A 25,739-nucleotide genomic window follows, 5' to 3' on the forward strand; every position below is an offset into this window, starting at 1 on the left:
AGGCCTGTCCTTTTCCGGAGAAGTCGCAGGTCACGCGCCCATCGAAGCCGATGGCCGGCGAAACCTCATCTTCCCGTCTCCCCATGGCCATGGAAGGGCTCTTCCACGCGTTACGGTCCCAGGCGGCCCCTGGAACCCCACAGTTCTTGGACAGGATGGAAGGGCGAACCCTTCCGTCCCCGCCGCCCCTTGCGAGACGACGAAACTCTTGAAGGCGGGGCTCTTACACGTTGTCGATCGAATAGGCAAATTCTGTCGACGGAAACGACGCTCTGTCGACGCTTGCCTCAGCTGGGCCTTGGCCGCGTGGCGATCACCGCGGTGGTCAACATCACCGCATAGGCCCAGAGCACGAAGGCCCCGAACAAAGGCGCATGATCGGGCGGGAAGTTCGGCAGAACCCGGGTGAAGAACACCGTCACCCCCGCATCCAACACCATCTGCGGCGCCACGAATGAAACCAGGGCCGCCAGCCGATGCCGCTGTTCTATCTTGCGCAGGAACAGCAAGGTGGCGACCACCAGTCCCGAACCGGAGATCACCCCCGTGATCAGCAGCGTCCAGGCGGGTCGGTCGACCCACGCGCTGGGCAGCAGCCGAAGCACCAGCGTCGACACCGCCCAGACGAACGTCCCGCGGGCCGCAAACCAGGCGTAGAGGTGCAGGGCGCCCTTGCTCTGCGCCTCCGCCACGTCTTCGGTCGCCAGTCCCGCCAACTCGCCCCGGTCCATGATACCCGCCGTCAGTCGTACAGCGGCGAGAAGCTGAAGACCCAAGGGGTGTCCGTGTCCACCCCGACTTTCACCGCCTTGAGCTCCGGCGCGCCGTAAACCTGCAGTCGGGTGATGTTGGCGTAGCGCGGCGGCTTGACCTCGCCCTGGCTGACCATGAACGGCCGGTCGACGATAAAGTCGTGAAAGTCGCCATTGATGACCAGAACAGGCTTTCCGAACCGCTCCGACAGGTCCCGGATCGCCAGCGCCACAAAATAGAACGCGCCCTCGTTCCCACCGCGCAACTGCTTGCCGGAGAACTCGTCACCGTGGCCATCGAGGAACATTGAGGCCTGCAGCGCGATGACCACGGCCTTGGCGTCCCTGGCCTTAGCTTCGGCGAAGGTCGCCTTGAGCCATTCCACATTGGCGCGGTTACGGGCGACGGCCTCAGTAGCCCTCGCCTCGCTCTGGATCATGAGGCCGTTGCCCGACCCCGGCACGCTGATCGTCGCAAACACCACCCCGCCCTTCTCCCAGCGCGTATTCTCCAGCGTGTCCTTGAAGGTTGAGACATCGGGCTGACGCACCAGCGGCATGGTCCTGCCGCCGACGCTCTGCGGCTTGGAGAAGAACACCTTGCGGATCAGGCCCAGGCTGCCGATCGGATCGTCGAAACCGGCCATGTTCATGCCGGCGTCCAGGCCGCGCAGCGGCATCAGCAGCCCGAGATCGGCCGGCGTCGCCTTGCCCGAGACGTAGCGGGAATAGGCTTCCAGCACGTCGGCCTTGCGACAGTCGGCCCATTCGTTGTCACCGGGCGTGTAGACCACCGGGTGATCGTATTTGGCGAACCAGTCCAGGATCGAGCGGTGCTGCGCCTCGGTGCAGGGCAGCGCGCCCCAGGTGTCGCCGACGTGGATCGTGAACGCCGGCTTGGCCTTGTTGATACGGCCGATCAGCGCCTCATAGACCGGATAGTCGACGCTGGGGCTGTAGGCGGTGTCCCCCAGCGCCACGAACTCGAAGGTCTCCGCCTGCGCAGCCGGCGCCGCCAGCGCAAAGGCCGCCGCCAGTCCCGCCATCCAACGACGCAAAGCCATGCCGCTCCCCCTTCTCGTTTAGGTGGAGCTTAGCCAGACCGTCGGCGAAGGGAAGACTTCAGCCGGTCCACTGCGCCGGACGCTTCTCCATCCAGGCCTTGACGCCCTCCTTGTAGTCGGGGGCCTTGATCATCGTCTCCAGCAGCCGCTCGGCTTCGCCCACCGCCGCGGCGGCGTCGCGGTGCAGGTCGCGGTAGATCTGCCGCTTGGTTTCGCGCGCCGATCCGGGCGCGACGGTGGCGGCCATGGCGCGAGCGTAGTCGAGCGCCGCCGGCATCAGCGCCTCGGCCTCGGTCAGCCGGTTGAGGAAGCCCATGCGGTCGGCCTCGTCGGAGGTGAACGTCCGGCTCGACAGCAGGATGTCATTGGCATGGGTCAGGCCGACGATCCGCGGCAGCACCCAGGAGAGGCCGAACTCCGCCGGAAAGTTGAAGCGCCCGTGCGCGGCGGTGAACTTGGCGCCCTTCACGGCGAACCGCAGATCGGCGAAGGCGGCCAGCACCAGCCCGATCCCCGCCGCCGCCCCGTTGATCGCCGCGATGATCGGCTTGCCGACCCCGAAGTGGTAGGCGAACGCCGCGTCGAAGTTCGGATCGACGCCGAAGCCCGGTCGGGCGATGTCGTCGCTGGTGCCGGGGTCGTAGCGGCCCTTTTCCGAATGACCTTCCAACGCCCCGAGATCGGCCCCGGCGCAGAACGCCTGGCCTTCCGGATCGCCGGTCACCACGATCACCCGCACCGCCTTGTCGGCGTCCGCCTCGCTCAGCAGCCAGCGGTACTCGGTGTGCATCCGCCCGGTCCAGGCGTTGCGCCGCTTGGGCCGGCTCAGCGTGATGACGGCGACGCCGCCCTCGACGATCTCGTATCGCGTCGTCTTCAGGTCCATGGAGGTCCTCCCAAACCCCGTTCGGCCCGCGGTCTAGGCCGCCTCGAACACCGCCGCGATCCCCTGGCCGCCGCCGATGCACATGGTCTCCAGCCCATAGCGGCCGCCCCGGCGCTTCAGTTCGCGCAGCAGATTGGCCAGGATCCGCCCGCCGGTGGCGCCGATCGGGTGCCCCAGCGAGATGCCCGAGCCGTTGACGTTCAGGCGGTCGCGATCGTCCCAGCCCCAGCCCTTCAGCACGGCCAGCACCTGCGGCGCGAAGGCCTCGTTCAGTTCGACCAGGTCGATGTCGTCCCAGCTCATGCCGGTGCGGGCGAACAGCCGCTCGACCGCCGGCACCGGGCCGATGCCCATGCGCGAGGGCTCGCAGCCGGCCGCCGCCCAGCCGACGAACCAGCCCATCGGCTCCAGACCCAGCTCAGCCAGCTTGTCCTCGGCCACCACCAGACAGGCGGCTGCTGCGTCATTCTGCTGGCTGGCGTTGCCGGCGGTGACCACTCCGCCCTTCTCGAGCGGCTTCAGGGCCGCCAGGCTCTCGGCCGTCGCGTCGCCGCGCACGCCCTCGTCCTTGGCGAACAGGATGGGATCGCCCTTCTTCTGCTTGACCGGCACCGGCGCCAGCTCGTCGTCGAACTTGCCGGCGGCCCAGGCCGCGGCGGCTCGCTGGTGGCTCATGGCCGCGTACTCGTCGCACTCCTCACGGCTGATCTGGTAGTCGCGCGCCAGGTTCTCGGCGGTCTCGATCATCCCGCTGATCACGCCGAACCGCTCGATCGGCTGGCTCATCACCCGACCGCGCGCCAGGCGGTCATGCATGGTCACCGAGCCGGCCCGCGCCCCGCCGCGCATGTCGGTGCTGTAGTACTCGACATTGCTCATGCTCTCGACGCCGCCGGCGACGACCACGTCGGCCGCCCCGGTCTGGACCATCATCGCGGCGTCAACCACGGCCTGCAGGCCCGAGCCGCAGCGGCGGTCGAGCTGATAGCCCGGCACCGTGATCGGCAGGCCCGCGGCCAGCGCCGACCAACGGGCGATGCAGGGCGCCTCGCCGTTGGCGTAGCCCTGGGCGAAGATCACGTCGTCGATCTTCTCGGGATTGACCCCGCTGCGCTCGACCAGCGCCTTGAGAACGACCGCGCCGAGGTCCCCGGCGGTGACGCTGGACAGGCCGCCCAGGAACTTGCCGACCGGCGTGCGGATGGGGGAGACGATGGCGGCGCGTTTCATGGGCGTGTCCTCGATCAACGTATGCTTCGTCAGTGGCGAGGGACGCCTCTCGGGTCAAGCGGAAGCCGGCCACGAAAAAGGGAGCGGCCTTGCGACCGCTCCCCTTCGAAGTCTGCCGATGTGGCGGGCGCTTAGGCGCCGACCGAACCGGTGTCCACCTTGAAGCCCGGGCCCATCGTCGACGACAGGCTGATCTTCTTGATGTAGGTGCCCTTGGCGCCCGACGGCTTGGCCTTGTTCAGCGCGTCCACCAGAGCGCGGACGTTCACCAGCAGGGCTTCGTCCGAGAACGAGGCCTTGCCGATGCCGGCGTGGATGATGCCGGTCTTCTCGGTACGGAACTCGATGGCGCCGCCCTTGGCGTCCTTCACGGCTTGGCCGACGTTCGGGGTCACGGTGCCGACGCGCGGGTTCGGCATCAGGCCGCGCGGGCCCAGCACCTTACCCAGACGGCCGACCAGGGCCATCATGTCCGGCGTCGCGATGACGCGGTCGAAGTCCATGAAGCCGCCTTGGATGCGCTCCACCAGCTCCTCGGCGCCGACGATGTCGGCTCCGGCGGCGGTGGCTTCAGCGGCCTTGGCGTCCTTGGCGATGACGGCGACGCGGACGTCGCGGCCGGTGCCCGACGGCAGCGAAACCACGCCGCGGACCTGTTGGTCGGCGTGACGCGGGTCGACGCCCAGGTTGACGGCGATTTCGATCGACTCGTCGAACTTGGCCTTGGCGTTGGCCTTGACCAGGGCGACGGCGGCTTCGACGGCGTGGGTGGCGTTACGGTCGCCGGTCCAGGCCTGGATGCGCTTGGGTTGCTTAGCCATGTGCTTAGGCCTCCACGATTTCGAGGCCCATCGAGCGCGCGGAGCCCTCGATGATCTTGGCGGCGGATTCAACGTCGTTGGCGTTGAGGTCCTTCATCTTCTTCTCGGCGATTTCACGCAGCTGGGTGCGCGAGATCTTGCCGGCGTTCTCACGGCCCGGAGCCTTCGAACCCGACTTCAGGCCCAGGGCCTGCTTGATGTAGTGGGTCGCCGGCGGGGTCTTGGTGACGAAGGTGAAGGACTTGTCCTGATAGACCGTGATCACGGTCGGCAGGGGCGTGCCCTTGGCTTCCTTCTCGGTGCGGGCGTTGAACTCCTTGCAGAAGCCCATGATGTTGACGCCGCGCTGACCCAGCGCCGGGCCGATCGGCGGCGACGGGGTGGCGGAGCCCGCGGGCACCTGCAGCTTGATATAGCCCAGAATCTTCTTGGCCATTGTTTCTCCTCGTGACCGCAAACCGGTCGGTTGAGCCGTGGTGCGGGGTTAGGTGGCCCTCCCCTCCCACGGATTTGACGCGCTTCCGCGCAAACCGGGCGACGAGTCGCCGACCGGAAGGGCGCGCTCATAGCAGGCCCCGCCGCCCGCCGCAACGGTCGCGGCGGAATGAAAAAGGGCGGCGCCCGCAAGCGCCGCCCCGAAACTCTAGGACCGTTATCGGCCGACCCTTAGCCGCCGAGCTTCTCGACCTGACCGTATTCCAGTTCGACCGGCGTCGCGCGGCCGAAGATCGAGACGGTGACGCGCAGGCGTGCGCGCTCCTCGTCGACGTGCTCGACCGAGCCGTTGAAGCTCGCGAAGGGGCCGTCGGTGACGCGGACCTGCTCGCCGATCTCGAAGGAGATGGTCGGCTTCGGCCGCTCAACGCCCTCTTCGATGGCGCCGATGATGCGAGCGACTTCCTTCTCGGAGACTGGCATGGGCTTGGAGCCCGAGCCGAGGAAGCCCGTCACCTTCGGGGTGTTCTTGATGAGGTGGTAGGCCTCGTCCGTCAGCTCCATCTTCACCAGCACGTAGCCGGGGAAGAACTTGCGTTCGGCGTTGACCTTGCGGCCGCGACGGATCTCGACGACGTCCTCGGTCGGAACCAGGATGTCGGAGAAGTTATCTTCAAGACCCTGGCTCTTGGCCTGCTCGCGGATCGACTCGGCCACCTTCTTCTCGAAGTTCGAGTAGGCGTGGACGATGTACCACTTGTGGCGCGGGTTCGGGGCGATGGGAGCTTCGGCGTTCATATCTGTCATCAAGCCCCGTTCGCGAGTTTGAGCACGAGGTTCATGCTCGCACCCAGTCCAAGGTCGACCACCGCCAGGAACGCACAGGCCAGCACCACCATGATCCCGACCATCACCGAGGTGATCCAGGTCTCCTTGCGGGTGGTCCAGGTGATCTTGCGGGCCTCGGCGCGCACCTCGCGGGCGAACTGCGCCGGGCTGGTCTTCTTCTTTTTGGCCGGGGCGTCCTGCGCCAGGGCCGAGGCAGGGGCGATCGCCGCAGCCGTCTTGCTGGCGCGGTTCTTCATCGCTTGCGGGGACGAACCCGGTTTCCTGGCCATCAGGCTCTTACGACTCTCTTCAGTTGGGCGGCGGACGTTCCGCGCCCGGCATACTCATATAGTGAATGGCAGGAGTGGAGGGACTCGAACCCCCGGCCCTCGGTTTTGGAGACCGATGCTCTACCAGCTGAGCTACACTCCTACACGGCCCGACCTGACCGCTGCAGCCTGCCCTTACTCCGCTTTCGTCTGACCGCAAACCGTTCAAACGCTAGGTTGGCGAACCGTGATCTGAGCACCGTTCGTGCCGCCCCTGGCGGTGTAAAATGACAAACTCCAACGATGTCGGGTAGGACGGAGGCGTATGACGCAAACCGGTTCCCATTTCAAGCCTCTTCGACGCGAGGCGAGCGATCGGCGGCGCGCGGCCTGACCAGTCAATCCGCGACCGGGCGGGATCGCTCCCCCTGCCCTCGCGTTTCCCTGCGGGGAGAAAGGAGCTCCCATGACAGCCAAGCGCCAGGACCGCAGCGATGCGGCGCGAAACCGCGACGAAGACATGAAGCCAGGCCGCCCGCCCCGGCCGGCGACCGAACCGGCCGGCTCGGAAGGTTCGGCGCGCAATGCCAAGACCCTGACCGATCCGGCGACCGGCGAGCCCCAGCCCGGCGCGCCGAAGCCCGCCTAGGGAGCGGGCGTACCCGCGCACTCCAGACCGAGGTACTCGACCTCGACGTCCGACAGCTTGATGCCGCACGCCCCGACTTCTCCGGCGGCGTGGCCGGTCACTGATATCCCGACCTTCCTCGACAGATCGACCGCCGGATTGGCGGCGGCCAGGTCATAGGATTTGCCGCCGGACTTGATCGTCACGCATCCCGGCGTCGGCCCGGCGACCGGACACCCAACTGCGGTCACCCGTTCGCCCTGCGGCGCGGCCGAGGCCTCCGCCTGCCCGCTCCCCTGCCCGCTGCAGCCGCTAGTCACGACGGCCGCCAAGACGATCGCCGCCATACTCCCAAAGGTTACGCGCATGCTGTTTCCGTCCCTCCCGCACACGACACGTCCTTTTCGGACAAACTTGACTGTGCGCTTGGGTTATTAGCCCGGCAATTCAAGAAATTGACGGGTGCGTCAAATCTGGAATCAGCTGCCAACTCTTTGATTCAATGGGTACGAACGCCCGGCAAGGGCCGGCCGGCCGCGCCCGCTCCATCGCACCTCCACACGAAATCACGGCGATCTCGGCGCCCGGCGCACACTCCCAGAGAACCGGCGGCGAAGGGCGACGCGGGCGCTGCTCGCGCCTGCGTCCTGGGACGGCCCTTTGGTTGAGCCGGCTGAACCCAGGGCGGCGCCAACGCATTCTATGCTGGCGCTTGATGGTGGTGTCTAATGTCGCTGAACCTCTTTCGCGGTCGAACTTGAGAGCTTGGGGAGACCTTTTATGAAGCCATGGATCGCAGCTGCGGCGCTCGCCGTGCTGTGTGGCGCGCCGGCGCAGGCGCAACCGCAGCCGCAGGACCAGAGATGGGGCGGTGGATGGAACCAGGCCCCCGCGGGCAGCTACCAGCGGTTCTGCCGCGACATCCGCGTCAACGGCGACACCCTGACCGCCAGCTGCGAAGACATGCGCGGCCGTTGGAACTACAGCAGCCTTCGCTATCGCGACTGCCGCGGCGACATCGGCGCCGACAATGGACGGCTGGTCTGCTCGTGGGGCGGCGGCGGTGGCGGCGGCTGGGGCCAACTGCCCTCGGGCAGCTACCAGCAGAGCTGCCGTGACCCGCGCGTCAGCGGCAGCACCCTGACGGCCAGCTGCCGCGACGATCGCGGTCGCTGGAACTATAGCAGCCTCAATTTCCGCAACTGCCGGAGCGACATCGGCAACGCCAACGGCCGCCTGGTGTGCGGCTGGAACGGCGGCGGCGGCGGTCCCAATCCGCCCCCGTGGGGCGGCGGCGCCAACAACAGCACCCTGATGCTGTATTCGGCGCCCGATTTCGGCGGCCAAGCCTACCAGGCGACTCGTGAGGTCACCAACCTGCCCCGGCAGTTCAATGACAAGGCCATGAGCCTGCGCATCGAGGGCCGCGGCTCCTGGCAGATCTGCAGCGACAGCGATTTCCGCGGCCGTTGCCAGATCTTCGATCGAGACGTCAGCGACCTGCGCCAATACGGCCTGGGCGAAGCCGTCACCTCGATGCGTCCGATCAACGGCCGGCTTTACTGAGCCGACGCGCTGGGAACGATCAGGGCCGTCGGGAGCGATCCCGGCGGCCCTTCTTCTTGACCTCGCATCCGGTCAACGAAAAGGCCGCCGAGGTTTCCCTCGGCGGCCTGATCTCTAGGTCTGTCGACCGTGGCTTAGATCGCTTACTCGACGATCTTGGCCACGACGCCGGCGCCGACGGTCCGGCCGCCTTCGCGAATGGCGAAGCGCAGGCCCTGGTCCATGGCGATCGGGGTGATCAGCTCGACGTCCAGCTCGGCGTTGTCGCCCGGCATGATCATCTCAACGCCTTCCTTCAGGCGGATGATGCCGGTCACGTCGGTCGTGCGGAAGTAGAACTGCGGGCGGTAGTTGGTGAAGAACGGAGTGTGACGGCCGCCTTCTTCCTTGGTCAGGATGTAGGCCTCGGCCACGAACTTCGTGTGCGGGGTGATCGAACCCGGCTTGCAGAGAACCTGACCGCGCTCGACGTCTTCACGCTTGGTGCCGCGCAGCAGCACGCCCACGTTGTCGCCGGCTTGACCTTGGTCCAGCAGCTTGCGGAACATTTCGACGCCCGTGCAGGTCGTCTTCTGAACCGGACGGATGCCGACGATCTCGACTTCCTCGCCGACCTTCACGATGCCCTTTTCGATCCGGCCGGTCACCACGGTGCCGCGGCCCGAGATCGAGAACACGTCTTCCACCGGCATCAGGAACGGCAGGTCCACCGGACGCTCCGGCTGCGGGATGTAGGCGTCGACCTGGGTCATCAGCTCAAGGATGCGGTCCGCGCCAATCGCCGGGTCGCGGTCTTCAACCGCCGCCAGGGCCGAGCCCTTGACGATCGGAATGTCGTCGCCCGGGAACTGGTACGACGAAAGCAGCTCGCGCACTTCCATCTCGACCAGGTCCAGCAGTTCGGCGTCGTCGACCATGTCGACCTTGTTCATGAACACCACCAGCGCCGGCACGCCGACCTGACGGGCCAGCAGGATGTGCTCGCGCGTCTGCGGCATCGGGCCGTCAGCGGCCGACACCACCAGGATCGCGCCGTCCATCTGCGCCGCGCCCGTGATCATGTTCTTCACGTAGTCGGCGTGGCCGGGGCAGTCCACGTGCGCGTAGTGACGGTTTTCCGTCTCGTATTCCACGTGCGCGGTGTTGATGGTGATGCCGCGCGCCTTCTCTTCCGGCGCAGCGTCGATGTCGGCGTAGTTCATCGCCTTCGCGCCGCCGCTCTTCGCCAGCGTCAGGGTGATCGCAGCCGTCAGCGTCGTCTTGCCATGGTCAACGTGACCAATCGTGCCGATGTTGCAGTGCGGCTTATTGCGTTCGAACTTTTCCTTGGCCATCGGGGTCCTGCCGGCGGTTGAAAATCAGAAGGTTGGAGCGGGTAGCGGGAATCGAACCCGCATCCTCAGCTTGGAAGGCTGCTGCACTACCATTGTGCTATACCCGCCGCTGAAGGATGCGCGGGGTCGCGCCAGTCTCCTTAAAAGTCACGCTCCGGCGCGTGGTGGGGGAAGCAGGACTCGAACCTGCGAAGGCGTACGCCAGCGGATTTACAGTCCGCCCCCTTTGCCGCTCGGGACATTCCCCCAGCGCGCTCGGAGCCAGATCGGATGCCTGGACACTGCTCCCCGCCTGAGCGAAGAACCCGTCCGGCCCCCGATTTGGAGCGCGTCTTATAGTGTCCTCCCCTCGCGAACGCAACGCGCACTCGAAAGGTCCGAGAAAATCGGGCCCGAGACCCTTCAACCGCAAGCCAGACAACGGTTCTGACGACTGGCTGTGGGGCTGGCACGCGGTTACGGCCGCACTTTCCAACAGGAAAAGAAGCGCGCCGCAGCGACTTTTGGCGACGCCTGACCGGGCCAAGGAGCTCGAATCTCGATTCGGCCGCCCGAAGGCGCTTGAGGTCGTCGAGTCGGCTGCGATCGGCCAGATTCTGCCTCAGGGAGCCGTCCATCAGGGAATCGCCCTGCGCATCCCGCCGCTCGATTCGGTGGCGCTCGAAGATTTCGCGCCGGCGCGCGGCGCCGTGCTCCTGATGCTGGACCAGGTCACCGACCCCCAGAACGTCGGCGCGATCCTGCGTTCGGCCGCCGCCTTCGGGGCCGCCGGGGTGATCCTCCAGGACCGCCACGCCCCCAAACTGACCGGCGCCCTGGCCAAGGCCGCAGTCGGCGCGGTGGACAAGATCCCGACCGCTCACGTGGTCAACCTGTCGCGCGCTCTGGAAACCCTGGCCGACCTCGGCTGGCGGGCGGTCGGCCTGGACGGGCATACAGAGACCTATCTCGACCAGGCGCTGGACGGCGGCCCGACCGTGCTCGTCCTGGGCTCCGAGGGAGAGGGCCTTCGCCGCCTGGTGGCCGAACACTGCGACGAGCTGGCCAAGATCCCGATGCCCGGAGGCTTCGAGAGCCTGAACGTGTCGGCCGCCGCGGCGGTCGCGCTCTATGAGGCCAGCCGGACCCGCACCTAGAAATCCATGAGACGGGAAAGTCATTCGCCGCGCCGCTAAGCGGTTGCGGAGCGGCGGCGGCTGTCGCATTCAAGGCCCGATGATCGAAAGCCTCCTCGCCCCAGGCGCCCTCGCCGCCCTCTTCTCCGTCTTGATGATCGACCTGGTGCTGGCCGGGGACAACGCCGTGGCCGTCGGCCTGGCCGCCGCCGGCCTGCCGCCCGAACAGCGACGCAAGGCCATTCTCTGGGGCCTGGCCGCCGCGGTGACCATGCGGATCGGCTTTGCACTGGTCACCGCCCAGTTGCTCGGGATCGTCGGCCTGCTGTTCGCCGGCGGGATATTGCTGCTGTGGGTCTGCTGGAAGATGTGGCGCGAGCTGCGCGAACAAGCCGCCCACGACGAAGCCATCGCCGAGGCGGTGATGGACGCCGACCCCACCACCGAACCTTCGCCCCAGGCGGTCGCCCGCCAGCCGAAAACCTTCCGCGCCGCGTTCATCCAGATCCTGATCGCCGACCTGTCGATGTCGCTGGACAACGTGCTCGCCGTCGCCGGCGCCGCGCGCGAGCATCCGGCCATCCTGGTGTTCGGCCTGCTGCTGTCGATCGCGCTGATGGGCGTGGCCGCCAGCTACATCGCCCGTCTGCTGCACAAGTATCGCTGGATCGGCTACATCGGCCTGGCCATCGTGCTCTACGTCGCGCTGCACATGATGTGGCAGGGCCACCAGGACATCATCCGCGACCTCGGCTACCTGCCGGCCTACAACGCCGCCATGCCCGACTTCCTCGACATCCAGCCCACGGCCCCTGCGCACTAAGCGCGCGGCAAGCCGGATTTGCGACGCCGTCGAGCTCCACGCTCGGCGGCGTTGTCGTTTGGCTAGACCGTCTCGGCGATCCGGCGTGTGGCCTGGGCGATCACCGCCTCGTTCCGCCGGTAGAACGTCCACTGCTTGATGCGCTTTGGCGTCACCAGTCCGGCCTGCACCAGCAGCCGCATGTGCTCGCTCAAGGTCGGGGCGGTGACGCCCAGCTTGTCGGCGATGAACACCCCGCACACCCCGTCGTCGACCAGGTCGCCATGCACCTGCGGCGGAAAATGCGCTCGCGGATCCTTGAGCCAGTCGAGAATCTGCAGCCTCCGCTCATTGGCCAGGGCGCGCAGCAGGTCGGCTATATCCATTTCGGCACTTTGCCAATCGACTAACTTATGTCAAGTCAGCCCTACCTCCCAGCTTGGATGTCCATCATGGCCGACTATCCGTTCGTCACCCTCGACGTGTTCACCGACACCCGTTTCGGCGGCAACCCGCTGGCGGTGTTCACCGACGCCCGCGGTCTCACCGACGCCCAGATGCAATCGCTGGCCGCCGAAATGAACCTCTCGGAGACGACCTTCATCCTGCCGCCGCAGGACCTCGCCAACACCGCCCGCGTACGAATCTTCAACCGCACGGCCGAAATGCCGTTCGCCGGGCACCCGTCGGTCGGCACCGGCTGGGTGCTGTCGCAGATGGGCAAGGGCCAGGCCCTGCGGCTGGAGGTTCCGGCCGGCATCGTCGAGGTCAGCATCGAGGACGGCGGCGGCGTGATCGCCGCGCCGCAGGCCCTGTCGCTGGGCGTGGAACTGCCGGTCGAGCGCATCGCCGCCTGCGCGGGCCTGTCGCCCGCCGACATCGTCGTCGACGCCCATCGCCCGGTCGAAGCGACGGTCGGCGTCACCTTCGTCATCGCCCAAGTCACGGCCGAGGCGCTGGGCCGCGCCGCGCCCGACCTGACCGCCTTCCGCCAGGCCGCGATCGACTTCCCCGAGTTCGGCGACCGCCTCTCGCTGCACCTCTACGCCCGCGACGGCGAGGGACTGCGCGCGCGCATGTTCGCGCCCAACTCCGGTACGGTCGAAGATCCCGCCACCGGCAGCGCCAACGCCACGCTCGCGGCCCTGCTGCTTTCGCTCTCGGATGCGCCACAGGGCGCCTGGGACATCATCCAGGGCGTCGAGATGGGCCGCCCCTCGCGCCTGCGGGCCGGCGCCCGGCGCACGGCCGACGGCGTGCGCGCCACCATCGGCGGCGGCTGCGTGCCGGTGCTTAGCGGCCACGCCAGCGTCTGATGGGTCCGCGCAAGCCCCTCGACCTGTTCGCGTTCAGCGTCATGGTCGCCCTCTGTCTCTGCTGGGGCTTTCAGCAGATCGCCGTGAAGCTGATCGCCGCTGACGTCACCCCGGTGATGCAGATGGCGCTGCGCTCGGGCATGGCCTCGCTCGTCCTCGGCGCCGTGACCTTCCGCAACGAGGGACGCGGCGCCTTCGCCGACGGCACGCTGCCTGCCGGTCTGCTGGTCGGGCTGCTGTTCGGACTGGAGTTCCTGTTCATCGCCCAGGGCCTGGTGCTGACCAGCGCCTCGCACATGGTCGTCTTCCTCTACAGCGCCCCGATCTTCTCGGCGCTCGGCCTGCATCTGCGCTTCCGTGAGGAGCGCCTGAAGGTGCTGCAGTGGATCGGCGTGCTCGTCGCCTTCGGCGGCATCGCCGTCTCATTCCTCGGCGCGGGCGAGCAGGTCAGCGGCGACATGCTGATCGGCGATGCGATGGGCCTGCTGGCGGGCCTCGCCTGGGGGCTGACCACCGTCGCCATCCGCGGCTCGCGCCTCTCCGACGCCCCGGCCGTGAAGACCCTCTTCTATCAGGTCGCCTTTGCCGGGGTGATGCTGCTGGGGATCGCCTTCCTGCGCGGCGAAACGGCGATCAACCTCACGCCGACGGTCGCCTTGAACCTGGGCTTCCAGACCATCGTCATCACCCTGATCAGCTACGTGATCTGGTTCTGGCTGCTGCGGAAGTACCTGGCCTCGCGGCTCTCGATCCTGTCGTTCCTGACGCCGCTGTTCGGCGTAGTCTTCAGCGTCGCGATCCTGCACGAACCGCTGGAACCGGCCTTCGTCGCCGGCGCGCTGCTGGTCCTGGCCGGCATCAGCCTGGTCAGCGGGGCCGAACTGCTGCGCGACCGCTTCGGCCGCGCGGCAGCTTAGGTCGTCAGGCGGCCGCTTCCGGACCGCCGAAGCGTTCCAGCCACTCGGCGACCTGTTCGTTCTCGACCTTCTTGAACAACACCTCCGGCGCGGCGACCTTGCGGCCGGCCGGCAGGATGTCGAGCACCGCCGCCCCGGACGCGCTCGGCCATTCGCCGGGATAGCCCTCGCCCACCGCGATCGCGATCTTCTCGCAGGCGAAGGGGATGAACGGCTCCGACACCTTGGCGAACAGCGCGACCAAGTTCAGGCCGGTGCGCACCACCACCGCGGCGCGCTCGACGTCGGTCTTGATCGCCGTCCACGGGGCGGCTTCGGTAAGATACTGGTTGCCCAGCACCCAAAGCTGCCGAAGGGTGGTGGTCGACTTGCGGAACTCCCGCGCCTCCATCAGTTCGGTCAGCTCGGCGAGCTTGGCGTTCACGTCGGCGTAGAGCTTGGTCTCAAGCTCGCCCGGCTCGCCGCCGGCCGGGACAACGCCCTCGAACCGCGCTTCGGTGAACTTCAGGATTCGATTGACGAAATTGCCCAGCACATCGGCCAGGTCGGCGTTCACCTGCGCCTGGAACTGCTCCCAGGTGAAGGTCGAGTCCGAGGTCTCCGGCGTATTGGCCGTCACCCACCAGCGCCAGTAGTCGGCCGGCAGCAGCTCCAGCGCGTGGTCCATGAACACCCCGCGCTTCTGCGAAGTCGAGAACTTGCCGCCGTAATAGTCCAGCCAATTGAAGCCCTTGAGCTGGTCGACCAGCTTCCAGGGGGCGTTGTTGACGACCTTCCAGGACCCGTTCGCCTCAAGCGTCTCGTTGATCCCGATCAGGGTGCAGGGGAAACCGACCGTGTGGAACGGCACGTTGTCCTTGCCCATGAACTCCACATAGGTGACGTCCGCCGCCTCGGCCCCGCGCCACCAGCGTTCCCACTCGGCGTCGGCGGCCGGACCGCGGCCTGCCTCGGCCGCGCGGGCGTCGGCCCACTCCCAGGTCGCGGCGATGTACTCGATCGGCGCGTCGAACCAGACGTAGAACACCTTGCCCGCCAGGCCTTCGACGTCCGGCGTCCGGCCTTCCGGATCGGCGCCCCACTCAAAGGCGTTGACCGGCACGCCCCACTCCAGGTCGCGTGTGATGCCGCGATCCTGCAGCCCCTCGTCAAGCCACTTCAGGGCGATGGAGGTAACCAGCAGCGGCCACTCGCCCTTCTTGCTGTCGATCCAGGCGCGCAGCTTGTCGGAGAACAGGCTCTGACGCAGGAACAGGTGCTTGGAATCGCGGATCTCGATGTCTTCCGAGCCCGAGACCGCCGAGCGCGGCTTGATCAGGTCGGCCGGGTCGAGCACCCGCGTGCAGTTCTCGCACTGGTCGCCGCGGGCGGCCTGGTAGCCGCAGTGCGGGCAGGTCCCGATCACGTAGCGGTCCGGCAGGAACCGCCTGTCGGCGTTCGAATAGACCTGCTGGGTGACCCGCTCCTCGATGAAGCCGGCCTCCCACAGCTGCTGGGCGAAGCGCTGGGTCAGCTTGTGGTTCTGCGGCGAGGAGGAGCGGCCGAAATGGTCCCATGACAGGCCGAACTTACGGCCTAGGTCGTGCTGCACGTCGTGCTGCTGGGCGCAGAAGGTCGCCGGATCGAGACCGGCTTCGGCCGCGGCCAGCTCGGTCGGCGTGCCATGTTCGTCGGTGGCGCAGATGTAGAGCGTCTCGCGCCCGCGCGCCCGCTGGAATCGCGCATAGACGTCGGCCGGCAGCATGGAGCCCGCAAGCGTCCCCAAGTGCTTGATCCCGTTGATGTAGGGCAAGGCCGAGGTGATGAGGATGCGGGACATGGCTTCTCTCGCAATGAGGAGGGAGGCGCGGCTTATAGGGCGCGGGGTCGGTTCGCGAAAGCGCTACAGCGGTCCCTTGAAGATGAACACCGCCCCGGCCGCGATCAGCGCGAAGCCGATCATATGGTTCAGCGTGAACCGCTCGCCCAGATAGGTGATCGAAAACACCGCGAACACGGCTAGGGTGATCACCTCCTGCATCGTCTTGAGCTCGGCCGGCGAATAGACCTCGCGGCCGATCCGGTTGGCCGGAACCGCCAGGCAGTATTCGAAGAACGCGATTCCCCAGCTGACCAGCACCAGCAGCCAGATGGGCCGGTGCTCGACCTTCAAGTGCCCGTACCAGGCGAAGGTCATGAAGATGTTGGAGGCGACGAGCAGCAGGATCGGCGCGATCATCGCCATTGAGGTTGGCATCGGAAGCGCTCCTTGCGCATTAGCACTTAAAATCTGTCGGCTTGGCCCTATAAGCTGCCCTTCGGGCAAGTTGGAGAGTGGGCATGTGGACGAAGGCGCTGGGCACGGCTGCGGTCCTGGCTATGAGCGTGACGCTGGCCGCCTGCGGTCAGGGCGGCGGCGCGGCCAAGGACCAGACGCTGAAGATCTATAACTGGTCGGACTATATCGATCCCCAGATCCTTGCCGACTTCACCAAGGAAACCGGAATCAAGGTCCAGTACGACACCTTTGATTCCAATGAGATTCTCGAGACCAAGGTCCTGCAGGGCAACACCGGTTACGACATTGTCGCGCCGTCGAACCACAACATCCCCCGCTACATCATCGCCGGCGCGATCGCCCCGCTCGACAAGTCCAAGCTGCCGAACAACAAGAACCTGTGGCCCGACATCATGAGCCACATGGAGCCCTTCGATCCGGGCCAGAAATACACCGTCCCCTACATGTGGGGCACCATCGGCATCGGCTACAATGTCAAGGAAGTGGCCAAGCGCCTGCCGGGCGTCGCCATCGACAGCTGGTCGGTGGTGTTCGATCCCGCCAACCTCGCCAAGCTCAAGGACTGCGGCGTCTACTATCTCGATGCGTCCGAGGACATGTACGCGGTCGCGCTGAACTACCTGGGCAAGGACCCGAACTCCAAGAACGTCGCCGACTACCAGGCCGCCACCGACATGATGGTCAAGGCCCGTCCGTTCGTGCGCAAGTTCCACTCGTCGGAGTACGTCGAGGCCCTGGCCAACGGCGACATCTGCGTGGCGGTCGGCTACTCGGGCGACATCCTGCAGGCCAAGACCCGCGCCGAAGAGGCCAAGAACGGCGTCGAACTCGCCTATGTCATCCCCAAGGAAGGCAGCCAGGTCTGGTTCGACGTGTTCGCCATTCCGGCCGATGCGCCCAACCCGACCGCCGCCTATAAGTTCCTCGACTACATGCTGCGCCCCGAAGTCATCGCCAAGGCTTCGAACTACACCCAGTACGCCAACGCCAACCTGCCGGCGACGCCGATGGTCGACGCCGCGGTGCGGAGCGACCCGAACGTCTATCCGACGCCGGACCTCTTCAAGCGCCTCTTCGTGACCACCACCAAGGACCAGGCTCTGCTGCGCGAGGTCACGCGCATGTGGACCCGGGTGCAGACCGGCCAGTAGGAAGGCGGGTACATGACCGAACGCAGCCGCCCGCGCCTGAACATCGGCGCGGTCCGTTCGACCTTTGCCCCTTGGGCGGACCCCACGGCCAAGCCGTTGGTGCGCTTCGAAAAGGTGGTGAAACGCTTTGACGGCGAGACCGCCGTCAACGGCGTCTCGCTCGATATCTATCCCGGAGAGTTCTTCGCCCTGCTCGGCCCATCCGGATGCGGCAAGACTACGCTCATGCGCCTGCTGGCCGGCTTCGAGACGCCGGACGAGGGCCGCGTGCTGCTGGCCGGCGAGGACCTGGCCGGCAAGCGCCCGCATGAGCGGCCGGTCAACATGATGTTCCAGTCCTACGCGCTGTTCCCCCACCTGAGCGTGGAAAAGAACATCGCCTTCGGCCTGAAGCAGCAGGGCATGCCCAAGGACGAGATCGCCGCCCGCGTGGCCGAGATGCTCTCCCTCGTCCGCCTCGATGGGCTGGCCCGGCGCAAGCCGCACCAGCTGTCCGGCGGGCAGCGCCAGCGCGTCGCCCTGGCCCGCGCCATCGCCCCGCGGCCCAAGATGCTGCTGCTCGACGAACCGCTGGCCGCGCTCGACAAGAAGCTGCGCGAGGAGACCCAGTGGGAGCTGATGGCCCTGCAGCAACAGCTGGGCATGACCTTCCTGATCGTCACCCACGACCAGGAAGAGGCCATGGTCACCGCCGACCGCATCGCGGTGATGCGCGCCGGCCAGATCGTGCAGATGGGCCGCCCCGCCGACGTCTATGAGGCGCCCAATTCGCGCTACGTGGCGGACTTCATCGGCGACGTGAACATCTTCGAGGGCGTGGCCGAGCACGCAGACGGCCTGACCGTCCGCATGGCTAGCAGCGACTCGCCGCAGGGCTTCGACATCGTCGAGGACGACCGCATCCCGGTCGGCTCCACCGCCTGGCTGGCGGTGCGGCCGGAAAAGATCCAGGTCCACCTGGACGAGCCGCCGCCCGGCCCCAACCGCATGGGCGGCAAGGTCGCCGACATCGGCTACCTCGGCGACTGGACCACCTATCTGGTCGAACTCGACAGCGGCAGGATGATCCGCGCGGCCCGCGCCAACGCCACCCGTTTCGTCGACCGCCCGGTCGACTGGGACGATCAGGTCTGGCTGACCTTCGCCCGCGACGCGGGCGTGGTGCTGACCCAGTGAAGGTGCGCGGCGACCGGACCGGCCTGGCGGCGCTCGCGCCGTTCCTGTGGCTGGGCCTGTTCTTCCTGTTCCCGTTCCTGCTGGTCGCCAAGCTGTCGCTGTCGGAGACGGCGCTGGCCATGCCGCCGTACGCGCCGCGCCTCGACTGGTCGCAGGGGCTGGCCGGATTGCGGACCTTCCTGGCCGGCCTCGACTTCGAGACCTACGCCCGGCTGCCGACCGACCGACTTTACGTCGTCGCCTACCTTTCCAGCCTGAAGTTCGCCGGCGTCGCGACCTTCATCCTGCTGCTGCTCGGCTATCCGCTGGCCTACGCCATGGCCCGCTGCACGCCTTCGGTGCGCAAGGCGCTCCTGATGGCGGTGATCCTGCCTTTCTGGACCAGCTTCCTGATCCGGGTCTATGCGCTGATCGGCATCCTCAAGCCGGAAGGCCTGCTGAACGTCGCCCTGCGTGCGGTCGGTCTTGAGCCCGTCTCGCTGCTCAACACCGACACCGCCATCTATATCGGCCTGGTCTACGCCTATCTGCCGTTCATGGTCCTGCCGCTCTATGCGGTGCTTGAGCGCCAGCAGCACGACCTGCTTGAGGCCGCCGCCGATCTCGGCTGCACGCCGATCGAGGCCTTCTGGCGGGTGACCTTCCCGCTCTCGCTGCCCGGCGTCGCGGCCGGATCCCTGCTCTGCTTCATCCCGATGGTCGGCGAGTTCGTGATCCCCGACCTGCTCGGCGGTTCCTCAACCCTGATGCTCGGCAAGACCATCTGGACCGAGTTCTTCGCCAATCGGGACTGGCCCGCCGCCTCGGCGGTGGCGATCGTGCTGCTGTTCACCCTGGTGATCCCGATCGTGCTCTACCAGCGCCAGCAGGCCAAGCTGACGGAGCTCGGGTGATGAAGCGCGGCCTCACAGGCTTCAACATCGCCGCCCTGGTCGTCGGCTTCGGGTTCCTCTACCTGCCGATCGTCCTGCTGGTGATCTACTCGTTCAACGCCAGCCGGCTGGTGACGGTGTGGGGCGGCTTCTCGACCCGCTGGTACGCCTCGCTGTTCCGCAATGAGCAGCTCCTGGACGCGATCTGGGTGACCTTCAGGGTCGGCCTGATCTCGGCGACCATCGCCACAGTCCTGGGCACGCTGGCGGCCATCGCGCTCGTCCGCGCCGGGCGGTTCCGGGGACGCACCCTGTTCTCGGGCATGGTGTTCGCGCCCCTGGTGATGCCCGAGGTGATCCTCGGCCTGTCGCTTCTGCTGCTGTTTGTTTCTCTCGGCATGCCGCGCGGGTTCTGGACCGTCACCGTCAGCCACGCGACCATCACCATGTGCTACGCCTGCGTGGTCATCCAGGCCCGCCTCGCCGCCTTCGACCGTCAGCTAGAGGAAGCCGCCCAGGATCTCGGCTGCCCGCCGTTCAAGTCCTTCTTCCTGGTCACCCTGCCCAGCATCGCCCCCGCCGTGGCGGCGGCATGGATGCTCGCCTTTACGCTGTCGCTCGACGACCTGGTGATCGCCAGCTTCACCTCTGGCCCCGGGGCCACCACCCTGCCGATGCGGATCTACAGCCAGGTGCGCCTGGGCGTCAGCCCTGAGATCAACGCCGTCTCGACCCTGCTCATCGGCCTGGTCGCCACCGGCGTGATCGCCGCCTACCTCTTTCAGCTGCGCCGCAAGACCGACGATTAGTCCGCGGCGTTCAGCCGGTTCGCCCGGGCGGAGAGATAGGCATAGAGGGCTTCGACCTCGTCCCGCGCGAACACTTTGAAGTCCGAGCGCGCTGCCCGGGTATGACGCCCACGCGCCGTCCACTAGAGCGGGGCGACCCGGTCGAACCAGGGCCGGGCCTGCTCCAACTGACCGGCCAGCCGGAACAGCAGCGCCTCATCGCCCATGCGGCCGACGAACTGGATGCCGATCGGCAGACCGCCCTGGCTCCAGGCCAGCGGAACCGACATCGCCGGCTGGCCGGTGTTGTTGAACGCCTGGGTGTTGGGCATGAACTTGAACAGCCGCTGGGTATATTCGCGCGGGTCTTCGGTCAGGTGGCCGACCGGGATCGCCGGGCTGCCCAGGGTCGACATCAGCAGCACGTCGTACTGCTGGAACAGGCCCGCCATCGCCCGCCCATAGGCGTGGATCGCCGCCAGGCCGCGGACATAGTTGGCGCCGGTGACCTGCTTGCCGCGCTGGTACATCAGCCAGGTCAGCATCTCGACATCGCCCTGCGCCACCGGACGGCCGCGGCGCTCGCCCTCGGCGTCCAGCGTCGCGGCGATGCTGGCCGCGATCACGTCGCCGGCGCCCTGCTGCATCGCGGCCAGGTCCCCCGGCACGCGCACCTCCTCGACCATGTGGCCCATCCCCTCGCACAGCCGGGCCGCGTCGAGCACGGCGGCCGCGCATTCCGGGTCCAGGCCGTCGGAGGCCAGCGCCGCGGTGGTGAAGCCGATGGCCAGCTTGCCGGGGTCGCGGCGCGCCTCCTCGGCGAACGGCCGCTCGGGCGGGGCCAGGAAATAGGGATCGCCAGGCTGCGGCTGGCACACCGCATCCAGCAGCGCGGCGCTGTCGCGCACCGAGCGTGTCACCGCATGCTGGATCGAGGCGCCGCCCCACCCCTCGCCCATCGGCGCGAACGACACCCGCCCGCGCGACGGCTTCATCCCGAACAGCCCGCAGGCCGAGGCCGGGGTGCGGATCGACCCGCCCCCGTCGCTGGCGTGCGCGGCCGGCACGATGCCCGCGGCCACCGCCGCCGCCGCGCCGCCCGATGAACCGCCCGGCGTGCGGCCGGTGTCCCAGGGATTGCGGCAGACGCCCAGCAGCGCCGGCTCGGTCACCGGCATCAGGCCGAACTCCGGCGTATTGGTCTTGCCGAACAGCACCAGCCCCGCGTCCTTGTAGGCGGTCGTAATCGCGCTGTCGGCGGCCGCGGTCGCGTCGCGGAACACCGCCGAGCCCGCCGTCGTCGGCGCGCCCTCGAGCTGCGCGCCCAGGTCTTTCAGGAGAAAGGGCACCCCCGCCATCGGCCCGCCCCAGATGTCGCGCTTGACGTCCTGGCGGCCCCATTCGGTGAGGTCCATGGTCACGGCGTTGATCTTCGGATTGACCGCCGCCATTCGCGCCACCGCGGTCTCCAGCAACTCCGAGGGGCTGACCTCGCCCTTCGACACCAGGCCGGCCAAGCCTACGGCGTCGTGCTTGCGGTACTCTTCGAAGTTCATGGCGCGCTCCCTGCGTTTGCCGCAGGTGACCATAGGCGCGCGCCTATTCCAACCTCAGGTGATGGTGACCACTCTAGTGGCGCATGCCGACGTGCTCGATGACGGCCCCGCGCATCGAATGGGTCTGCTGAATCGGCAGGCCCGTGGTCTCGAACTGGGTCTTCAGCTGGGTCTTGCGCGCCAGCAGCCGCTCGCCCAGTTCGTCCATGTCGAGGCCAGCGCGCCGCGCCTGGGCGAACATGCCCTCCGAGCGCATCTCCTCCTCATGGACATGGTGGCGGATCTCCTCGGACAGCACCTTGACCTTGGCGTCATAGAACGCCTCGTTCGGCGCGGCGTCCGACAGCTCCGCGATCATCAGCTTGGCCCCGTCGTGCTCGACATAGGCCTCGTCCAGCGTGCTGTCCTCGATCGCGCCGCGGCAGGCCGGATAGAAGATCTCTTCCTCGATCATCGTGTGCACCGTCAGGTCGACGCAGATCTGATGAACGATCGCGGCCTTGCGTCCCGCCCCGCGCGCGGACTTGAAGTCCTCGAACAGGGCCTCGACCGCGCGATGATCGGCCTTGAGCAAAGCGATGGCGTCGGGGGCGGCCATGGGGTTCCTCCTGGGGTTCGTTTCCAGGAACAACCCGCGCTCGGCCCCGCTGTTCCGTCAGTCTTCGGCGATCTCGCTGTGCTTCCGCGTGTCGCGCATCCGCAGGTAGGTGATGAGCGAGATGCCGATCATGCCGGTGACGTACCAGTAGAAGCCGCTTTCCATCCCCTGGCTCTTGAACCACAGCGCCACATACTCCGCCGTGCCGCCGAAGATCGTGTTGGCCAGCGCATAGGGCAGCGCGACCCCCAGCGCCCGGATGTGGGCCGGGAACAGCTCGGCCTTCACCACCGCGTTGATGGAGGTGTAGCCGGTGACGATGATCAGGGCGCCCAGCACGATGGCGAAGGCGACATAGGGATCGCTGGTCTTCGAGAGCGTCGTGAAGATCAGGTAGGTGAAGGCCACCCCCATCACGCCGAACGCGATCATCAGCGGCTTGCGCCCGATCTTGTCCGACAGCGCCCCGGCCGCCGGCTGGATCAGCATGTAGACGAACAGGGCCGCGGCGCTGATCGCGGTCGCCGTCTCACGGCTGAAGCCCGAGGTGTTGACCAGGAATTTCTGCATGTAGGTCGAGTAGGCGTAGAAGGCGAGCGTCCCGCCCGCCGTCAGGGCGATGACCACGAACGCCTGCCGCGGATAGTGCCTGAACAGCGCAAACCCGCTCGACTTCGGCGCATCGCTCGCCTGGGCGTTCTTGAACGACTCGGTCTCGGCCAGGCCGCGGCGCAGGTAAAAGACCACCACCGCCAGCGCCCCGCCGATCACGAACGGAATCCGCCAGCCCCAGGCCTCGAGGTCCGGCTCGGGCAGGATCGCCTGCAGCGCCAGCAGGACCAGCAAAGCCAGCAGCTGCCCCGAGATCAGCGTCACGTACTGGAAGGACGAGAAGAAGCCGCGGCGCTGCTTGCCGGCCATTTCGCTGAGATAGGTGGCGCTGGCGCCGTATTCGCCGCCGACGCTCAGGCCCTGCATCAGGCGGGCCAGCACCAGCAGGGCCGGCGCGATCCACCCGATCTGGTCATAGCCCGGCGTCAGGGCGATCAGCAGCGAACCGGCGCACATCAGCGACACCGACAGCGTCAGGCCCGCCTTGCGCCCCCTGCGGTCGGAGTAGATGCCCATGATCCAGGCCCCGATGGGCCGCATCAGGAAGCCGACGGCGAACACAGCCGCGGCGTTCAGCAGCTGGGCGGTGCGGTCTCCAGCCGGGAAGAAGATCGGCGCGAAGTAAAGGGTGAAGGCGGAATAGACGTACCAGTCGTACCACTCGACCAGATTGCCGGTGGACCCGCCGATGATCGACTTCAGTCGATGCCGACGGTCGGCGGCTGCGCTATCGGCCATGAAGCCCCTCCCCCTGGGGAATCAGAAACAAGCGGCCGGCGCTCTTTCGGCGCCGGCCGGTCGCCCGGAGACTACTTCCGGACGGAGGTTTCTTCCTAGGGCCTCGCGCCCAGTTCGCGCGATCTATTGCGTGCTCGAGAGCTTCATCAGCACCAGGCCGCCGACGATCATCACCGCGGCCAGGATGCGCACCACGCTGACCTGCTCGCCCAGCACCGCAATGCCGACGAGGAACGCGCCGACCGCCCCGATGCCGGTCCAGACCGTATAGGCCGTGCCCAGCGGCAGGGTGCGCATCGCCACCGACAGCAGGCCGAAGCTGGCGATCATGGTCCCGATGGTGATCACGCTCGGCACGAGCTTGGTGAACCCGTGCGACTGCTTCATTGCGAACGCCCAGACCACCTCGAGCAGTCCGGCGATAAACAGAAGAATCCAGGCCATGCGGCCCTCCTTTCGAAGAGCCGGGCCGTCCCGGACATTGATGCCCACGATTTTGGGGGAGGTCGTTCCTCGCGGCCCCTAGCTAGGTTCGCCGCCCTCCTGGGTCAAGCGCGCCGTCGCGACGCGGTGGTGCCGGCTACAGGATTCGAACCCGTGACCTTCGGTTTACAAAACCGCTGCTCTACCAACTGAGCTAAGCCGGCGCAGCTCCTGCGCACGATCGACCGATGCCATGCCCCGCCCCCGCTGCCAAGCCCCTGCCGCTGGCACGGCCGTTGCGAAAGCTGATCGGTCCACCCGGACCAAATCCCATTTGGAGACTCCTTACGTGAGCACGAAAAGACACTGGCTGGTGGGCACGGCCGCGGCGCTGGCCGCAGCGCTGGTCGCTGGCGGCGCGAGCGCCGCGACCCTGGTCAACGGCAGCTTTGAAGAAGGCGTCGATCCGGGCAGCTTCATCACCCTGGGCAACGGCAGCACCGCGATCATCGGTTGGACCGTCAAGGGCCACGGCGTCGACTACATCGGCTCCTACTGGACCGCCGCGCATGGGGATCGCAGCGTCGACCTCTCCGCCCTGAAAGGCGGCACGATCCAGCAAACCATCGATACGATCGTCGGCAAGACCTACAAGGTCACCTTCTGGCTGGCCGGCAACCCTGACGGCGGCCAGGGCGACAAATTCGTCGCGACCTCGGTCAGCGGCGACCAGGTGAACAGCTTCTCCTTCCATGTCGGCGGCGGCAACACAAAGCAGAACATGGGCTGGACGCAGCACAGCTATACGTTCAAGGCCTTCGATCCGACCGCCACCCTGGCCTTCAACTCCCAGACCAACACGCCCTACGGCCCGGCGCTCGACAACGTGTCGATCTCGGCGGTGCCGGAGCCGGCCACCTGGGCCATGATGATCATGGGCTTCGGCGGCGTCGGCGCTGCGGTTCGCGCCTCGCGGCGCAAGCAGGCCCTCGCCTTCGCCTGATCCACAACAGGCGCTATGAAGGACGCCGTCGGTTCTCCGGGACCGGCGGCGTTCTTTTGTCCAAAGGCGGCTTCGTGGACCTGAAACCGATCGAGATCTTCATCGACGCCGACGCTTGCCCGGTGAAGGACGAGACCTACAAGGTCGCCCAGCGCTACGGGCTCAAGACCTGGGTCGTCTCCAACGCCTTCATGCAGATCCCGCAGTCGCCGCTGGTTGCGCGGATGATCGTCGACGCCGGGCCTGACGTGGCCGACGACTGGATCGCCGAGCACATCGCCCCGGGCGACGTGGCGATCACCAACGACATTCCATTGGCCGAGCGGGTGCTGACCGCGGGCGGCTACGCCCTGGCCGCCAACGGCCGCCCATTCACCGAGAACTCGATCGGCGCGGCTATCGCCCAGCGGGCGCTGATGGAGCAACTGCGCTCGACCGGCGAGATGCTCGGCGGACCGCGGCCCTTCGACCGCAACGACCGCTCGCGGTTCCTGCAGTCCCTGGACGAGACAATCCAGAAGGAGCGTCGTCGACGCGCCTTGCAACGCGGCGGCGCATGACTAGCTTGCGGTCACGTTTGG

General features: G+C 67.2%; 29 protein-coding genes and 4 tRNA genes. 12 read left to right on the forward strand and 21 right to left on the reverse strand.

The features are described 5' to 3' along the window. Positions 1–287: 287 nt before the first annotated feature. The 9 genes from O4N75_RS14655 to O4N75_RS14695 all read right to left on the reverse strand — a co-directional run bounded on the left by O4N75_RS14655 (position 288) and on the right by O4N75_RS14695 (position 6,448). Positions 288–731 (reverse strand): DUF5367 family protein, encoded by a 444-nt coding sequence (locus tag O4N75_RS14655; protein ID WP_269626223.1) that lies wholly within the window; start codon positions 729–731, stop codon positions 288–290. Positions 732–742: 11 nt separating this feature from the next. Then, the gene (locus tag O4N75_RS14660) at positions 743–1,816 is read right to left on the reverse strand and encodes a hypothetical protein (protein ID WP_269626224.1); all 1,074 of its coding nucleotides are present in this window, start codon (positions 1,814–1,816) and stop codon (positions 743–745) included. A gap of 58 nt (positions 1,817–1,874) precedes the next feature. After that, a complete protein-coding gene (locus O4N75_RS14665; RefSeq protein WP_269626225.1) occupies positions 1,875–2,702 on the reverse strand; it encodes an enoyl-CoA hydratase-related protein in 828 nt (275 codons plus the stop codon). A 33-nt stretch (positions 2,703–2,735) separates the two neighbouring features. Then, positions 2,736–3,932, reverse strand: a complete 1,197-nt coding sequence (locus O4N75_RS14670; protein ID WP_269626227.1) for an acetyl-CoA C-acetyltransferase — start codon at positions 3,930–3,932, stop codon at positions 2,736–2,738. Between the two features lie 131 nt (positions 3,933–4,063). Further along, positions 4,064–4,753: a 50S ribosomal protein L1 gene (gene rplA, locus O4N75_RS14675; RefSeq protein ID WP_269626228.1), complete on the reverse strand. Its 690-nt coding sequence runs from the start codon at positions 4,751–4,753 to the stop codon at positions 4,064–4,066. Positions 4,754–4,757: 4 nt separating this feature from the next. Next, a complete protein-coding gene (rplK, locus tag O4N75_RS14680) occupies positions 4,758–5,189 on the reverse strand; it encodes a 50S ribosomal protein L11 (RefSeq protein WP_269626229.1) in 432 nt (143 codons plus the stop codon). Between the two features lie 230 nt (positions 5,190–5,419). Beyond that, the gene (nusG, locus tag O4N75_RS14685) at positions 5,420–5,986 is read right to left on the reverse strand and encodes a transcription termination/antitermination protein NusG (protein WP_269626230.1); all 567 of its coding nucleotides are present in this window, start codon (positions 5,984–5,986) and stop codon (positions 5,420–5,422) included. Between the two features lie 8 nt (positions 5,987–5,994). Continuing rightward, complete coding sequence (gene secE / locus O4N75_RS14690; RefSeq protein WP_269626231.1) at positions 5,995–6,306, reverse strand: preprotein translocase subunit SecE; 312 nt, start codon at positions 6,304–6,306, stop codon at positions 5,995–5,997. A gap of 66 nt (positions 6,307–6,372) precedes the next feature. Beyond that, a tRNA-Trp gene (locus O4N75_RS14695) sits at positions 6,373–6,448 on the reverse strand. Positions 6,449–6,751: 303 nt separating this feature from the next. Between O4N75_RS14695 and O4N75_RS14700 the strand changes: the two genes are divergently transcribed. After that, a complete protein-coding gene (locus O4N75_RS14700) occupies positions 6,752–6,934 on the forward strand; it encodes a hypothetical protein (protein ID WP_269626232.1) in 183 nt (60 codons plus the stop codon). Here the strand turns inward: O4N75_RS14700 and O4N75_RS14705 are convergent. Then, on the reverse strand, positions 6,931–7,119 hold the full coding sequence (locus tag O4N75_RS14705) for a hypothetical protein (protein ID WP_269626233.1): 189 nt from the start codon (positions 7,117–7,119) through the stop codon (positions 6,931–6,933). The genes O4N75_RS14700 and O4N75_RS14705 overlap by 4 nt on opposite strands. Positions 7,120–7,693: 574 nt before the next feature. Between O4N75_RS14705 and O4N75_RS14710 the strand changes: the two genes are divergently transcribed. Then, positions 7,694–8,479, forward strand: coding sequence for a CVNH domain-containing protein (locus O4N75_RS14710; RefSeq protein WP_269626234.1), 786 nt, complete (start codon positions 7,694–7,696; stop codon positions 8,477–8,479). A 143-nt stretch (positions 8,480–8,622) separates the two neighbouring features. Here the strand turns inward: O4N75_RS14710 and tuf are convergent, their stop codons facing one another. The 3 genes from tuf to O4N75_RS14725 form a co-directional block, all read right to left on the reverse strand. Continuing rightward, a complete protein-coding gene (gene tuf, locus O4N75_RS14715; RefSeq protein ID WP_269626216.1) occupies positions 8,623–9,813 on the reverse strand; it encodes an elongation factor Tu in 1,191 nt (396 codons plus the stop codon). A 33-nt stretch (positions 9,814–9,846) separates the two neighbouring features. Continuing rightward, a tRNA-Gly gene (locus O4N75_RS14720) sits at positions 9,847–9,920 on the reverse strand. A 55-nt stretch (positions 9,921–9,975) separates the two neighbouring features. After that, positions 9,976–10,061: transfer RNA gene (locus tag O4N75_RS14725), tRNA-Tyr, on the reverse strand. A gap of 189 nt (positions 10,062–10,250) precedes the next feature. Here O4N75_RS14725 and rlmB point away from each other — a divergent pair. Further along, the gene (gene rlmB, locus O4N75_RS14730; protein WP_269629375.1) at positions 10,251–10,949 is read left to right on the forward strand and encodes a 23S rRNA (guanosine(2251)-2'-O)-methyltransferase RlmB; all 699 of its coding nucleotides are present in this window, start codon (positions 10,251–10,253) and stop codon (positions 10,947–10,949) included. Between the two features lie 79 nt (positions 10,950–11,028). Then, the gene (locus O4N75_RS14735; RefSeq protein ID WP_269626235.1) at positions 11,029–11,751 is read left to right on the forward strand and encodes a TerC family protein; all 723 of its coding nucleotides are present in this window, start codon (positions 11,029–11,031) and stop codon (positions 11,749–11,751) included. Positions 11,752–11,813: 62 nt separating this feature from the next. On the opposite strand, the gene O4N75_RS14740 is transcribed toward O4N75_RS14735, so the two are convergent. After that, entirely contained in the window at positions 11,814–12,116 is a 303-nt protein-coding gene (locus O4N75_RS14740; protein WP_269626236.1) for a metalloregulator ArsR/SmtB family transcription factor, read from the reverse strand. Between the two features lie 66 nt (positions 12,117–12,182). Here O4N75_RS14740 and O4N75_RS14745 point away from each other — a divergent pair, with 66 nt between their 5' ends. Continuing rightward, positions 12,183–13,046 carry a PhzF family phenazine biosynthesis protein gene (locus O4N75_RS14745; RefSeq protein WP_269626237.1) on the forward strand — a complete coding sequence of 288 codons (864 nt, stop codon included), beginning with the start codon at positions 12,183–12,185 and terminating at the stop codon, positions 13,044–13,046. Further along, positions 13,046–13,963 (forward strand): DMT family transporter, encoded by a 918-nt coding sequence (locus tag O4N75_RS14750; protein WP_269626238.1) that lies wholly within the window; start codon positions 13,046–13,048, stop codon positions 13,961–13,963. Before O4N75_RS14745 ends, O4N75_RS14750 begins: the two co-directional genes overlap by 1 nt. 4 nt (positions 13,964–13,967) lie before the next feature. Here the strand turns inward: O4N75_RS14750 and metG are convergent, their stop codons facing one another. Then, entirely contained in the window at positions 13,968–15,782 is a 1,815-nt protein-coding gene (gene metG, locus O4N75_RS14755; RefSeq protein ID WP_269626239.1) for a methionine--tRNA ligase, read from the reverse strand. Between the two features lie 63 nt (positions 15,783–15,845). Continuing rightward, positions 15,846–16,199 carry a DMT family protein gene (locus tag O4N75_RS14760; protein WP_267233820.1) on the reverse strand — a complete coding sequence of 118 codons (354 nt, stop codon included), beginning with the start codon at positions 16,197–16,199 and terminating at the stop codon, positions 15,846–15,848. Between the two features lie 83 nt (positions 16,200–16,282). Here O4N75_RS14760 and O4N75_RS14765 point away from each other — a divergent pair, with 83 nt between their 5' ends. The 4 genes from O4N75_RS14765 to O4N75_RS14780 are packed head-to-tail and all read left to right on the forward strand — an operon-like array spanning position 16,283 to position 20,249. Continuing rightward, on the forward strand, positions 16,283–17,392 hold the full coding sequence (locus tag O4N75_RS14765; RefSeq protein ID WP_269626240.1) for a polyamine ABC transporter substrate-binding protein: 1,110 nt from the start codon (positions 16,283–16,285) through the stop codon (positions 17,390–17,392). A 12-nt stretch (positions 17,393–17,404) separates the two neighbouring features. Beyond that, a complete protein-coding gene (locus O4N75_RS14770; RefSeq protein WP_269626241.1) occupies positions 17,405–18,568 on the forward strand; it encodes an ABC transporter ATP-binding protein in 1,164 nt (387 codons plus the stop codon). Then, complete coding sequence (locus O4N75_RS14775) at positions 18,565–19,461, forward strand: ABC transporter permease subunit (RefSeq protein ID WP_269626242.1); 897 nt, start codon at positions 18,565–18,567, stop codon at positions 19,459–19,461. The genes O4N75_RS14770 and O4N75_RS14775 overlap by 4 nt, the downstream gene beginning before the upstream one ends. After that, entirely contained in the window at positions 19,461–20,249 is a 789-nt protein-coding gene (locus tag O4N75_RS14780) for an ABC transporter permease (protein ID WP_269626243.1), read from the forward strand. Before O4N75_RS14775 ends, O4N75_RS14780 begins: the two co-directional genes overlap by 1 nt. Positions 20,250–20,371: 122 nt before the next feature. Here the strand turns inward: O4N75_RS14780 and O4N75_RS14785 are convergent, their stop codons facing one another. The 5 genes from O4N75_RS14785 to O4N75_RS14805 form a co-directional block, all read right to left on the reverse strand. Continuing rightward, positions 20,372–21,784 (reverse strand): amidase, encoded by a 1,413-nt coding sequence (locus O4N75_RS14785; protein ID WP_269626244.1) that lies wholly within the window; start codon positions 21,782–21,784, stop codon positions 20,372–20,374. Positions 21,785–21,857: 73 nt separating this feature from the next. After that, positions 21,858–22,382: a hemerythrin domain-containing protein gene (locus O4N75_RS14790; RefSeq protein ID WP_269626245.1), complete on the reverse strand. Its 525-nt coding sequence runs from the start codon at positions 22,380–22,382 to the stop codon at positions 21,858–21,860. A 57-nt stretch (positions 22,383–22,439) separates the two neighbouring features. Beyond that, positions 22,440–23,732: an MFS transporter gene (locus O4N75_RS14795; RefSeq protein ID WP_269626246.1), complete on the reverse strand. Its 1,293-nt coding sequence runs from the start codon at positions 23,730–23,732 to the stop codon at positions 22,440–22,442. Positions 23,733–23,855: 123 nt separating this feature from the next. Next, the gene (gene sugE / locus O4N75_RS14800; protein ID WP_269626247.1) at positions 23,856–24,176 is read right to left on the reverse strand and encodes a quaternary ammonium compound efflux SMR transporter SugE; all 321 of its coding nucleotides are present in this window, start codon (positions 24,174–24,176) and stop codon (positions 23,856–23,858) included. Between the two features lie 127 nt (positions 24,177–24,303). Beyond that, a tRNA-Thr gene (locus O4N75_RS14805) sits at positions 24,304–24,379 on the reverse strand. A gap of 125 nt (positions 24,380–24,504) precedes the next feature. Here O4N75_RS14805 and O4N75_RS14810 point away from each other — a divergent pair. Then, positions 24,505–25,158: a choice-of-anchor C family protein gene (locus O4N75_RS14810; protein ID WP_269626248.1), complete on the forward strand. Its 654-nt coding sequence runs from the start codon at positions 24,505–24,507 to the stop codon at positions 25,156–25,158. A gap of 80 nt (positions 25,159–25,238) precedes the next feature. Next, a complete protein-coding gene (locus tag O4N75_RS14815) occupies positions 25,239–25,718 on the forward strand; it encodes a YaiI/YqxD family protein (protein WP_269629376.1) in 480 nt (159 codons plus the stop codon). Positions 25,719–25,739: the final 21 nt, after the last annotated feature.

This window comes from Phenylobacterium sp. NIBR 498073, from assembly GCF_027286305.1.
Classification (GTDB): Bacteria; Pseudomonadota; Alphaproteobacteria; order Caulobacterales; family Caulobacteraceae; genus Phenylobacterium.

Coding starts and splice junctions, on each gene's coding strand:
- O4N75_RS14655 (WP_269626223.1), bottom strand. CDS start 731: ATGGACCGGGGCGAGTTGGCGGGACTGGCGACCGAAGACGTGGCGGAG.
- O4N75_RS14660 (WP_269626224.1), bottom strand. CDS start 1,816: ATGGCTTTGCGTCGTTGGATGGCGGGACTGGCGGCGGCCTTTGCGCTG.
- O4N75_RS14665 (WP_269626225.1), bottom strand. CDS start 2,702: ATGGACCTGAAGACGACGCGATACGAGATCGTCGAGGGCGGCGTCGCC.
- O4N75_RS14670 (WP_269626227.1), bottom strand. CDS start 3,932: ATGAAACGCGCCGCCATCGTCTCCCCCATCCGCACGCCGGTCGGCAAG.
- rplA (WP_269626228.1), bottom strand. CDS start 4,753: ATGGCTAAGCAACCCAAGCGCATCCAGGCCTGGACCGGCGACCGTAAC.
- rplK (WP_269626229.1), bottom strand. CDS start 5,189: ATGGCCAAGAAGATTCTGGGCTATATCAAGCTGCAGGTGCCCGCGGGC.
- nusG (WP_269626230.1), bottom strand. CDS start 5,986: ATGAACGCCGAAGCTCCCATCGCCCCGAACCCGCGCCACAAGTGGTAC.
- secE (WP_269626231.1), bottom strand. CDS start 6,306: ATGGCCAGGAAACCGGGTTCGTCCCCGCAAGCGATGAAGAACCGCGCC.
- O4N75_RS14700 (WP_269626232.1), top strand. CDS start 6,752: ATGACAGCCAAGCGCCAGGACCGCAGCGATGCGGCGCGAAACCGCGAC.
- O4N75_RS14710 (WP_269626234.1), top strand. CDS start 7,694: ATGAAGCCATGGATCGCAGCTGCGGCGCTCGCCGTGCTGTGTGGCGCG.
- tuf (WP_269626216.1), bottom strand. CDS start 9,813: ATGGCCAAGGAAAAGTTCGAACGCAATAAGCCGCACTGCAACATCGGC.
- O4N75_RS14735 (WP_269626235.1), top strand. CDS start 11,029: ATGATCGAAAGCCTCCTCGCCCCAGGCGCCCTCGCCGCCCTCTTCTCC.
- O4N75_RS14740 (WP_269626236.1), bottom strand. CDS start 12,116: ATGGATATAGCCGACCTGCTGCGCGCCCTGGCCAATGAGCGGAGGCTG.
- O4N75_RS14745 (WP_269626237.1), top strand. CDS start 12,183: ATGGCCGACTATCCGTTCGTCACCCTCGACGTGTTCACCGACACCCGT.
- O4N75_RS14750 (WP_269626238.1), top strand. CDS start 13,046: ATGGGTCCGCGCAAGCCCCTCGACCTGTTCGCGTTCAGCGTCATGGTC.
- metG (WP_269626239.1), bottom strand. CDS start 15,782: ATGTCCCGCATCCTCATCACCTCGGCCTTGCCCTACATCAACGGGATC.
- O4N75_RS14760 (WP_267233820.1), bottom strand. CDS start 16,199: ATGCCAACCTCAATGGCGATGATCGCGCCGATCCTGCTGCTCGTCGCC.
- O4N75_RS14765 (WP_269626240.1), top strand. CDS start 16,283: ATGTGGACGAAGGCGCTGGGCACGGCTGCGGTCCTGGCTATGAGCGTG.
- O4N75_RS14770 (WP_269626241.1), top strand. CDS start 17,405: ATGACCGAACGCAGCCGCCCGCGCCTGAACATCGGCGCGGTCCGTTCG.
- O4N75_RS14780 (WP_269626243.1), top strand. CDS start 19,461: ATGAAGCGCGGCCTCACAGGCTTCAACATCGCCGCCCTGGTCGTCGGC.
- O4N75_RS14785 (WP_269626244.1), bottom strand. CDS start 21,784: ATGAACTTCGAAGAGTACCGCAAGCACGACGCCGTAGGCTTGGCCGGC.
- O4N75_RS14790 (WP_269626245.1), bottom strand. CDS start 22,382: ATGGCCGCCCCCGACGCCATCGCTTTGCTCAAGGCCGATCATCGCGCG.
- O4N75_RS14795 (WP_269626246.1), bottom strand. CDS start 23,732: ATGGCCGATAGCGCAGCCGCCGACCGTCGGCATCGACTGAAGTCGATC.
- sugE (WP_269626247.1), bottom strand. CDS start 24,176: ATGGCCTGGATTCTTCTGTTTATCGCCGGACTGCTCGAGGTGGTCTGG.